The sequence below is a fragment of the Leptospira sanjuanensis genome (genome assembly GCF_022267375.1).
In the GTDB taxonomy this organism is placed as follows: domain Bacteria; phylum Spirochaetota; class Leptospiria; order Leptospirales; family Leptospiraceae; genus Leptospira; species Leptospira sanjuanensis.
The window spans coordinates 1,752,019-1,763,977 of the sequence record NZ_JAIZBH010000001.1; the positions used below are offsets into that span (position 1 = coordinate 1,752,019).

General features: G+C 47.3%; 5 protein-coding genes. All 5 read left to right on the top strand.

Features of this window, described 5'->3' with window-relative positions; translation table 11 throughout:
* Positions 1-467 precede the first annotated feature (467 nt).
* The 5 genes from LFX17_RS07845 to LFX17_RS07865 all read left to right on the top strand — a co-directional run bounded on the left by LFX17_RS07845 (position 468) and on the right by LFX17_RS07865 (position 11,940).
* Positions 468-4,016, top strand: a complete 3,549-nt coding sequence (locus LFX17_RS07845) for a hypothetical protein (protein WP_238745963.1) — start codon at positions 468-470, stop codon at positions 4,014-4,016.
* Positions 4,017-4,364: 348 nt separating this feature from the next.
* Positions 4,365-7,727 (top strand): Ig-like domain-containing protein, encoded by a 3,363-nt coding sequence (locus LFX17_RS07850; RefSeq protein ID WP_238745965.1) that lies wholly within the window; start codon positions 4,365-4,367, stop codon positions 7,725-7,727.
* A gap of 254 nt (positions 7,728-7,981) precedes the next feature.
* Positions 7,982-9,574 (top strand): BTAD domain-containing putative transcriptional regulator, encoded by a 1,593-nt coding sequence (locus LFX17_RS07855; RefSeq protein WP_238745968.1) that lies wholly within the window; start codon positions 7,982-7,984, stop codon positions 9,572-9,574.
* 443 nt (positions 9,575-10,017) lie between these two features.
* The gene (locus LFX17_RS07860; protein WP_238729776.1) at positions 10,018-10,893 is read left to right on the top strand and encodes a hypothetical protein; all 876 of its coding nucleotides are present in this window, start codon (positions 10,018-10,020) and stop codon (positions 10,891-10,893) included.
* Positions 10,894-10,938: 45 nt separating this feature from the next.
* Positions 10,939-11,940 carry a putative solute-binding protein gene (locus tag LFX17_RS07865; protein ID WP_238729777.1) on the top strand — a complete coding sequence of 334 codons (1,002 nt, stop codon included), beginning with the start codon at positions 10,939-10,941 and terminating at the stop codon, positions 11,938-11,940.
* Positions 11,941-11,959 lie beyond the last annotated feature (19 nt).

An 11,959-nucleotide genomic window follows, 5' to 3' on the forward strand; every position in this document is an offset into this window, starting at 1 on the left:
AGGACCTTTCCTGGTTGCTCTATTGTTCAAAAGTTCTCAACTGACCCGGGAAAAGGCAGCTAAAGATTCCAGTCGCGCTTAGGGTATTCATAGTCAAAAAATTGTCAAGAAAAACTCATATTTTGCGAAATCACTCTTAGAAAAACCGAATCGAGATACGATTTTTGCGTAGTAACGTGGCAAAATTGTTCTATGTCTCTTGTATACGTGAGTAAAAGCTCTCTTTTGAAATATAAGGATTCTTTGATCTTTCAAAACGAATGCCGATTTATCATTCGAATTCTTTGGAAAACAAAGAAATCGCCTGCGAAATTTTAAATATCAATTGATATATTTAAAATTTAGAAAAACCTCTTTCTTCTTTTTTGAATTTTTTTACCGATTCAGACGGAATATAAGCCCGAAATAAGGGAACTATATCTGTTGGCCTTATTCTTTCCTTTCGGATTTGAAATGGAGAATTGGAAATGAAAGGCTTCGTTTGGAAATGGATGACGGTTTTAGCGATCGGGTTCGAACTTCTTTCCTGCAAACCGGATGAGAAAAAATTCGACGCTCTTACGTTCTATGATAATATCACGAGCGACGGCGGGCTGCGTTTGTTCAATCTGTTGGACGACTATCCTTCCTTGAAGGCGGGATTTCAAAGTCTCCAACCGGAACAGTTCAACCTCCGTTTGGACAGTTCGATGCGCAAACCCTCGCGCAAGGACATCACCGGTTTCTTGCGGGTATCTTCGGACATGTTCTTAAAACCCGAGGCTCGGGTCCGCGAATCCCTTCTCAAAGCGAACACACTCATTCATCGTTTGAAAGAAGCTCCTTCCGGCGCTTTCGAAGGAGTTCTTCCTTGGCTGGAACGAATCCGAAAATATCCGGGAAAGGTGGTTCGGAATCTTTCGCCGATCAGCCAAGCCGCGCTCATCTATCTCTACAAAACATACAACGCTTCGGAAACGGAAATCAAATACAGAGAGTTAGCAAACGCCCTGAAAGATCCGGATATGATCGAGTTGTTTCAAGATTTGGAAACCGTTCTTCATAAGTCTTTGGTTTTAAATGCGAACGCTAGATCCGGAGTGGAATCCATTCTCAAAGGAATGATCGATCCAACTTTGAGCGGGGACAGAGTTCTCAAAACACAGATGATCAATCTCATCGCCGAAGTGGGAAACTCGTTTCAGCAAAGAGCGGGTTTCAGCGATTTCAAATCCTCCGATACGGCTCTTAAGGATCTCATCGTTAATTTAGAAAAGTATTATACACCCGGAGGAAGCGTTCACGATTCTTCCGGAATCGACGATTACCGGGACGCGAACTATCCTTCCGATTTTTCCGTCGTGATGACGGAAGCGTTTCGATATCTTCGGCCCATGCTCGGAGCCGGAGGAGCCTATACGAAAAATCCAAACGTGTTTTTAGGGAAGGAACTGAGTAAAAACCTTTTTAACCTGGGCTTTCCCACGGAAGCGGAGAATGTCGATTTTTCTCTGAGAGAATTGATCCGTCTGGATTATCTGGGAAGAGACCGCGCGTATGGAGGATTCGAATACAAAATCTCGGCGCTGGAACAGTTGATGTTTCTCCTAACGCTTGCGGATACGTACGGCTTTCGCTGGGAGAACCCAAGCGATAGCACGATCATGAGTTTGGAACCGAACGGTTCGGTGAACGGCGGCCCGATGACCGACGGAGTTTTGACCGTAGGCGACAGCATCTATGCGCTCGGCTCCGCGATGACCGGAAACTTAGGAGTCAAAGCTTTCTTAAACCAGAGCGCGAACGACGGAGCCGTCTATCGGAACGGAGACGCGACAACTCCGATTCCGTTTACGATGGGAATCAACACTCCTACCTTGGCTCTTCTCGAATCTCCCGATCCGTCCGTGGTTCCCGCCGCGAACGATCCCGTGTTTACCAAAACGATACCGTTTATGATGAAGCTCATCGTGAACGTAGTTCTTTCCGGCGGCGGTCCTTACTACAATAAGAACCGAAGAGACGAAGCGGGAAATATTTACACGATCGACGGTAAACCGTACATCGATTCCAACGGAAACGATCTCATCTATAAATCTTCCTGGTCCAGTTCCGATTATCGAATCAAGGTTTCGGACACGGGAAGCGGAACTTGCACCGCGGGAAGTCTTTGTCGCTGGGTGGGACCGGGTGGAAGAGAGTCTAACGCGAGTTATCTGAACAATCAATTTACGCAGGTCGCGTCCGGCGTGAACGCAAGCGGAACGAAAGGATGGAGCATTCCGATTTGGGAAATCGCGAAAACTTCCAGCGAGCGCGCTCTGGAAACGGACGAAGAAGTTCTTTATAAGAATTTTCAGTGGCTTCTTTCCGAAAAAAGAATGGTCGCGGTGATTCCTTTGCGCGCTTCTCTCGGACCGGGAGTTCCTTATAAGATGGCCGCGTTTGTTACCGTGATCGCGAACGGACTCAAAGGATTGATGGGAGCCAAACCTCAGTTTCAAGACGGAAGCGGCTGTGCGAGTAAACAAAACGGAAAGTGGAACGTTCTCGGTTCGTTGTGGAAACCGGGCTGCGCTACTTCAACGCAGCCGAACTTTCGCGTTGCGGGGACGCAGGTGTTGGAGGAGAATTTTTCCTCTCTTCCGGGAGACAGTATGTTCTTTCTCGAAGCCTGGGATTACGGAACGAGCGGAACGAGTTCGATCACGTTCAACAGTCTCGGAGATTCCAACGTTTACAATATCTTTTATCCGCCGAGTTCCCAATACGGGGTTCTGCCTCCGGTATTCGCATTCAATTTTCCTGTTATGGAACGCCTTTCGTTTTTAACGGCGGATGCGGTATCGCCTTCTCAAGTGAATGCTTACTGGGACAAACGAAACAAACTTCTTCCCTTGATCGTATCCCTTGCAAAAACTCTAACGGATCAATCCGATTCGGCGAACAATAAGAATCCGTTTCAACTTTTGACCGGACTCAGCGCTGCGTTGACGCGACCGCTCTTGACACAAACCACCGATCTCGAAACGAATTCGGGAGGAAGAACGATCACGGTCGTTAAGACCGCGCTTCCCAACGGAAAATTCAGGAACCGTTTTGCGGGACCGGAAGAATATCTCTTTCGTCAAAGCGATCCGATCACGGAAGAACCCATTCGCAGTCCTTTGTCCGTGTTGATCGAAAAGGAAAGGGGATTTCAAGACGGACTTTTGAACCTTGTGTCCAAGACAAAACTTTTGACTCATCTGGTTCACATGCTTGCGGAAATGGGAAGACCGAGCCGCCAACCGGGGGCGGATCTTTTCTTTGCGGGTCTTGCTTCCGTTGCGGGTGAAATCAAACTTACATCGGAAACTCCGACCTCCGTTCAGTTCAACCTGCAGACGTATTTGGAAAAACTCGGAACCGATCTCGCTGCGTATCCCGATACAAGACCGGCGAACGTGTATGATCCTCTTTGGGACGATATGGGAGTGGTCGCGGTTCGATTGAGGGATTATCTTTCCCGTGATTCGGTGTATTCCTTGATTCCGATGTTCGACTTTTCAATGGATTTGGTTTTGGACGTAACACCGTCTCAGACGGAGATCGTACATGTTCTCAACTTGCTCGGATCGATCTTTCAAAATTCGTCCGGCAATCGAGACTATCTCGTAACGAATCTTTTGACTTCCGACACGCCCGCGTTGATCGAAGTCTCCGCCGTTTACGGAAGGTGCGTCAATGGAGTACTCATGGGACTTTCCTTAACGGGAGAATTCTTCAGTTATCTCGAAGCGGACATGAACACTCCGTATACGATCCGCGAGATCTTCGACGATTTGGATCGATTGACCGTATCGGATATGGTTCAAAGCCGATCGGGAAACCGTTCGCTTCTTTATACTGCGGGAGTTCTGATGAATCTGTTTGCGGACATCACGGAAAAGGGAAGAAAGCCGTTTCCGGACGGAACCGTGTTCTGGGACAGATTCAACAAGAACGAGGATTCGACGACATATTGGGACAATCTCACTTCGATCTTTAGCCGTTAATCGTAACCCTCAAGTCTCTAACTCTAAAAGCCGCTTTGCATCGTTCGATCCAAAACGATGCAAACAATTCGAACGCCGGTTGAAGTTCCAACCGGCTTTTTTTTAATGCGAAGAAGCCCGCGTTTTTTTTGGATCGGAGCCGGAATGGAAGTGTGATTTTTCGGGCAGGAAGATTTGCGGTATTCAGTTTCACTCATCCCTTTTTAAAAAACAATCGCTAGAAAAAGGTTTTTTTATTCGAACATTCGAAAAAAAATCCGGAATATAAGTACGAGATAAGTATGAAATCGGACGGGATTCGTATTCTTACCCCTGTTTTTAAAAAGAAAAAAGTGGAATAGGAAGGGAATGCAGATGCTCAATCAAAGAATCAAATGGATTTCAACCGTATTGTTTCTCTGTTGGCTCACGGTCGATTGCTCGGATAAAAAGAAAGATTCCGGCTTTGATCTGATGGCGTTATTCGACTTAGGAAGTCCGTCCGGCGGAGAAGTTTCGAACAATTCCGTCATTCCTCCCTACAACAACGTGGACAATAACGTCGCCACTCTTCCCGTAAATTTTGGAAACGCGGGACCGCAGGCGCATCTCTTCATCAATTCGTACGAAAACGTAAACCGGTATAAGGATCTGGAAATCCAGTTTTCCAAACCGATGAACCGCGCGCTCACCGAAGCGAGCATAACGTTGACCGGAACTTCCGGACCTTTGGCCGGTCCGGGGATCGGTGTGGAATTTTACTGGGCCAGCGAACAAAGACTGATCCTCAATCCGTACCGCGAACTCAAACCCGGAGAAAAATACACGCTTAACATCAGTCAAGACGCGCTCACGGTTTCGAATAAACCGCTTCTTCCTTACAGCCAGGAATTTAAAACGACATTGAATTACTCTCTGAACAACTCGATCGTGCAGGGTGCGATGAACAAGGCGCTCAACGGGACCGACGATATTTCTCTGGATACGTCCGCGAACGTCACCGTCAATTCAGCGTTTCAAAATCCGGTCGCGGGGGAGAATTACATCGATTCGATTTATCTCCGAAAAAGCGGAAGCGGATCTTCGGTAAAACTTTGTCCGAGCGCTCTTCCCGGATCGACTTGTACGATGAACGCGATCAGCGTGAATCTTTCGACTTCTTCCGTGCCGCCTACGATCGGCGGAAACACGTATTATTATGAGATTCAGACCAAGTTCGGTCCGACGTATAAAAAATACTTCAGCTTCAATTACGGAAATCTAAACAACGCGAACAATCTTCTTGCAAACATTTCGAACGGAGTGATGGACGAGGCACAGATGCTTCCGTTTTTGGGGAAGGTGATTCAGAAGTTTACCACCGGAGCGTTCAAGGTGCAGGACGTAAACGGGACTCCGAGAACGTTTCAAGAATTCCTAATAGGATTACCCGATCATTCCAAAAAGAAATTTTACGATAACGGTCAGTGGAACATCGGAGAAGCTTGTATTCGTCCGGGACAATCCGGTTCTCCTGGAACGAACAAGTTCGACGATTTCAAGAATCAACAATTTATATCCGTGTTGGGCGCAAAGCCCGGCGCGGAAGGAAGAGGGTATTGTTGGGTTCCTTCTTCCGCATATCCGACGTATCCGACTTCGGTAGTGGAGCCGAAAGGAGCGGAAGATCAGGGAGAATGGGCGTTCGACAAATGGCCGAAAGCAGCCGCGCCTTTCAGCCGTTATAACGCTCCTCTGGAGGATTCGCTCGGCGCGGCGAGTATGACGATGGACGTATATGTAACCGATATGCGTCTTCCCGCATTTGTGAAGAATGCCTCCGGCACGCAGCTTGGAAACGTAGCCGCCGACTTGCGGGTCAATCCGGGAACAGCGAACACCGCGCCCGGACTCGGGCTCGATCTAAGTTCGCGTTATGTGGAAGTGGATCTTTTTATCGTTTCCCGTTATGAAGACTGGTATACGATCTTTATTTCGCCGGGAACATTGATGTATTTCAAGACGACCGCGCGTTTGAATTGGGATCCGAATGTGGACCCCGGTTTGAACGGAGGCAACAATCAGCTTCCGAATATTTACTTAACCACTCCTTCTTTGAGAATGGCAAGAGCGAGAAACGTTTTATCGGTCGATGGAACGGGAACCGTTTCGATGGCGGTGCGAAGCCCGTTTGCAGTGAACAATACGGTGTTCCCTCTCAATCCGAGCAACGCGGACATCGATTCCGTAACGAATAACTTCTTCGTATTGCCTTGGTCCAATCCGACCTTTCTTCCGATGGGAATTTATTCCGGTGCGGAAGATACGAAAGACTTTATGTATACCGCTCCGATGGAATATTCCGGATCCAACGAAGGCGGGGTGGATAACATTCTTGTTCCTTTGATCGGAAGAGGAACGGTTCAGAATCTAGCGGGCGGAACGGTGCCTTACGTAAAAGGGATCATCACCCAGTACATGCTAAAAGACATCGTACAAAGAATCGCGCCGAACGTGTTGAATTCCGTGGTCGGCGCGCTTCGGGACGACGGGGTTACGATTCAATTGCCGAGTTATCTTCCCGAACCGCTCCGTAATTTTCCTTTGACTGTAAAGATGAAGCTCAGAACGGACAGCGTGATCAAACACGACGGAGTGAATAAAGGACTCGTGAGCAATTTGGATCTTTCCTTTTCGAGCAACTACGTGGACCCGCAGGGAAGAGGACTCAGAAATCAGGCCGCCAAAACGGGAATGATCATCACGAGAAACCCCGCGACACCGTTCCCTTCTTCGTATCAGTTTACGCAGAGCAATGCGAATCCGGGATTTCTGTTGTCGCTTCATTCGGATACGATTTCTCAAGCTGCGTTTCATCTCTGGCAAAGAAGAGGATTGGACATCACGATGAATAAATCCTTCATCGAAACGATCAACAGCTATTCGGGAGGAAATCCTCTCTTTCAATTGACCACTACTTTGCTCAAAGCCTCTCCGATCATTACGATCTTAGCGCCGGGGAGAGAAAAACTGCAGGGGTTAAACGGATCGAACGCACTCGCACCGGCCGCAAAACCTTATGACGATATCGAGATGGTGATGGAACCGGTGCTGGCTCCGAGCGTAAAATTCAAACCGATGACGGGACCGGGAATTCCGAAACTGCGTTTGTATTTTACCGAGATGCAGTTGAAGATCGTCGCGAAAAAACCGGCGAGCTGCACGGGACTCACCGGAGCAGAGTTGACGGATTGCGGAGCGGATACGAGGCCGAACGGATACACATACACGTTAGGCGCGGTTCGGATCAGTTTGGCCGCGGACGCGGAATTCAAATTCATCACTTTCTCCAATCCGAACAACGATCCTAATTTACAAAACTTGAATGCTCTTCAGGTGATTCTTTCCACGAATAATTTGGATTATACGGTTGAAGTTTTGGAAGGAATCGCAAACAATCCTTTCGGACTCGATCCGGACGGAATCAACAGTGTGATCGAACCGTTAGTCACTTCGCTCGTGGTGCCTCTTGTCAATAGTATTCTGAAGGAGGTTCCCCTTCCTCCGCAGATCAACTTTCCGAAACTGAGACATCCGACGAATAACACCGCGTGTGCGATCAACGCGAGAAGCAACGTGATTCAGTTCTTTACTCTCGCCACGGAGAATACGTCGGATCCGTATATGTTAGGCGGAATGAGATTCATAGGAGCGGCTGCAAGCGATCCAAGTTCGCTGATCATTTGCCCTTAAAAAATCATAGCGAATCAAGTTCGTTACGAGGCCTGCAAAATCGCAGGCCGTTCTAGTTTCAGGTCATGCCATAAAATAAGTTTTTGTCTTCTTCTTGTCTTAAAAAAACTCTCTCTTCTCTAAAAAACTAATTTCAAAATCGTGATTCTCTGCATTCTAATACGTGCGAAAGAATTTTGATTGATAAAAAATCATGAGCTTTTATTCACAATTTAACTGAACGGTTGTAAGATAAAAAAGGTATTTGAAAATCAATGAATATAACGCTCTATCAGATTTCTTGCTATTTAGTCGCGACTATCCTCGCTTATAGAACGCTCCATAATCTATTTCTATATTATAAGAACAGAAAGCAGGTGTATCTCCTACATTTCGCTTTTTTACAGGTTTCTTACGGCTTTTATCTCTTGTTTTTTACAAAAACGATCAATACGGCTAACGCACAAGAGGCCTTGATTTGGGAAAGGCTTGAAAACGCGTTCATTCCTATTTTTGGAATGACGATGATTCTTTTTGTAAATAGCTATCGCAGAATTTTCAGTAAGGATTTCGTTTATCTCTACATTCTTCTCAATGTTCTCTTGTCCGCGGTCATCCTCGTGGATCCGAATTCGTATCATATCGGGCTCGCGCACCAGAGAGCCTTTCCCGCGCTGGGAATCGTGATCTACGAAACGGACCAGCCTTTGCTCGTTCAGTATTTTTATCTGTCCGGAATTTTGATGATTATCTGGACTCTCTTTAAGGTGATCACTCAGTTCGTGCGGAACCTGTTTCGAAATTTATTTCTGCTCGTCGGTTTGATCGTATTTTGCACGAACGTGTTTCTCGATATTCTCGTCGCGATGGATATCGTTCCGTTTCCGTATACGTCCCATTTTAGCTTTTTGATTTTGATGTTTTCCGTGGATTCGTTTCTCACTTTGAACAAATCGGGAAGAGAAATTCGAGAGGAATTGAAACACGCTTTGACTTCTCCCGAAGAATTCGGGCTCGCTTCCGAAAAACAAACGGAAGGAAACAAAACGAAGGAGGAGGAAGTTCACGCCGCCTATTCCAAGATCGGTTCTCCTCATTCCGAAAAAGATCAGATCTTTATCCGAGCGCTCGGCGGCTTGGAATTGGAACGGGGGGGAGTTCGAATTCCTCAAACGGAAATCTCGAGCAAAAAGAAGATGTTGAAGCTCGTCAAAATTCTTCTCATTCGTTTCGAGAAAGGAATTCATCGAGAGGAGCTGCTCGAACTTCTTTGGCCGGGAATGACGGACAAGAACGGGCTCAACAGTTTGCACGCACTTTGTTTTCGTTTGCGGAGAATCATCGGAAATCCGGAGGCGCTTGTCTTTTCCGAAGATCGTCTTTTTTTCAGACAGGATTTGGTGCAGACCGATTTTCAGTTATTCGAAAAACACTACGAGGGCGGGGCAAAGGCGCTTCGCAAAGGCGACACCGAACTTGCGATTCAGGAATTTCGTTTTGCAAGAGCGTTTTATCGCGGAGACTTTTTCGAGTTCGATTTGTATTTTCCCGAATCGGAAATTCGAAGAGAATACATTCGCAAGAGTTTGATCGAAATCTTCCGTTTCTTGTGCGAGAAAGACGGGGAACGAAAGGAGATGGAGGGCCTTCTGGAAGATTCCGCGAGCTGGATTCGTTTGGATGATTTGGACGAAAGAGCGTGGAGATTTCATTTCGAGGCGCTTTTGCAGTTGGATCGGAAAAACGAGGCGCTTCGCAAATACGAAGAATTCAAAAAGTCCTTAAGAAAGGAACTCGGAGTCGATCCGGAACCGGAAACTCTCGGTTTGATCGAACGAATTCGTTCCGGCGCTGTGAGTCGGGCGTAGGACGGTTGGGACGGGAAGTTTTTGATCTGTTGTACATCCTACAAAGTTTGATTCACGGAAAATTGGAGGGACTTCTACCGAGCGGAATTTGCTTTGAATCACAAATGACGTGGGAACTACCACGAAAAACTTCCCGGAACTACGAAAGAATGTAGGAACTACCACAGATTCCACTTTTACAATCGACCTTCTCTATAGTACGCGACTCGCCCAAAATAAAACGAGCATTCTAAAAAAAATCATGGACGGATCTGAAGCCGCGATTAACTTTCATCAAAATCTCTTAAGCGATAAATGTACCTGAAATGAGAAATCGAAAGTCGAAGTTTGGTTTACTTTTATTTGTAACGATTGTTACAATAAACTCTCTCTCTTGTTCCCTCGTTTATAACGTCACCGGAAGAACGATTTCTTCCTATGCAGAAGATCACCTAATCCCGTTTATGCTCCAGTCCAAGGATTTGGACTCGGTTTGCAACGCCGGTGTGAGCTTGGCGCCCTTGATCGGTTCGTTCGAGCGCGTTGCCCCACGTCCCGATCTTCCGATTTTGGTCGCGATGTTAGGTGCCGGAATGTGCGCGGAACGAGAAGCTCAGGAAGCGGAACTTCGCTATCTCTCCGCAGTCCGCAGAGGGAAGGGCGAAGAAGCGACCGATCATCAAGCGGTCGAAATCCGCAACCACGGTCTTGCCGCAAAACGATACGGCGAAGCCTACAAACGTTTTAATCTGTATTTCGGAGAATGGAACGGTAAATGTCCTTCTCTTTCCAAAGAAGATCAGTTCTACTATTTGATCGGTCTTTCCGCGAGTCTACTTGCGATTCTTCATGACCGAGCCGCGCAAGGTGTTGCAAACGTTCCCACCGACATCCCATCGATCGTGTCTAACGCGTCCAAATGCTTAAATGCGGAAGAATGGTGGGGAGTTCCCCTTGCTCTCGAAGCGATCATCTGGCTTTCGATTCCGGGCGCGACTCCTGCCGGCAAGGATCCGTTTCAGCAGCTGGATCGTGCGGTCGCGTTAGGCGATAAAGCGGGCGTCAGTCTTTCCCGCGCGTTTCATATCCAAGCGTTAGCCGGAAGAGGAAATCAGGACGCGATCAAAAAGGCCGTAAAGGAACACGCGAAAATTTTAGAGAAAGGTCAGGGGAATCCTGAGTTTCAACTTCTTGAATCGTATGCGGAACAACTTTCCAGACACGAGTCCGATAAAATCTGGATCAAAGAAAAAGGCCATCGTGGTCCTTTGCTTCTCGGAAGTTTTCCGCAAGGCAAACGCGATCTGAAAGAAGACGACGATCTTCTCAAAGGTCTTTGATCCAAAGTCATTCTAACTGAGAATTCAATAGTAAGGAGAATATCCATGATCCGTTTCCAAATTCTAACCGTTCTTGCGTTGGCTCTTGCGTCTTCGCTTTCGGCGGCAGATCCGATCAATAAGACGATCTGCGTCTTCGATCCGTCCGGAACGCACGGTGATATCTATAAGTCCGCTCTTCGTTATCAGGCACAGGCTCTGAACTGGGGAATCCGTCTCGAACCGAAGGCTTACACGGACGAAGTCGTTGCGAACTCCGATTTCAAGGCAGGCAAGTGCAATCTCGCATTTTTGACGAGCCTTCGCGTCCGCGGTTACGTTCCTCAATCCGGTTCTCTTGAAGCGATCGGCGCTCTTCCTTCGTATGATCTTCTGAAAAGAACGATCGACGTTCTTGCTAATCCGAAAGCGAGACAGTTGAACGTTGCGGGAGAATACGAAACGATGGCGATGTTTCCCGGAGGCGCGGTTTATCTTCTTTTGAGAGACAAGAATCTCCGTTCCATTAAAGATCTCGCGGGAAAGAAGATCGCTACTTTGACGTACGATCAAGCGGCGACTACGATGGTCGACGTTGTGGGTTCTTCCATGGTTCCCGCGGAGATCGCTACCTTTGCGGGAATTTTCAACAACGGACGTGCGGATGCTTGTTATTCTCCCGCGGTCGGTTTTAAACCTCTCGAATTGATGAAAGGTGTTATGCCGAACGGCGGAATCGTAAAGTTTCCGATCGGACAACTTACGTTTCAAATCGTTGGAAAGACCGCGGATTTTCCCGCGGATTACGGAAATCAATCCAGACAATGGGCGGCGACTCAGTTTGATACGATGCTTGAATTGACCAGAAAGGCGGAAAGAGAAGTTCCCGCCAAGTATTGGCTCGAAGTTCCCAAAGAAGAAGTCAAAGGTTACTTCGAGAAATTCAGGGAAGTTCGCATTAAATTGAGAGACAAAGGCGTATATCACGCTTCCATTCTCAAGCTGATGAAAGGGGTTCGTTGTAAAGCGGACGCCGGTGCGGAAGAATGTTCCGATTCCTTAGAATAACCGGATAGAACGAGAACGC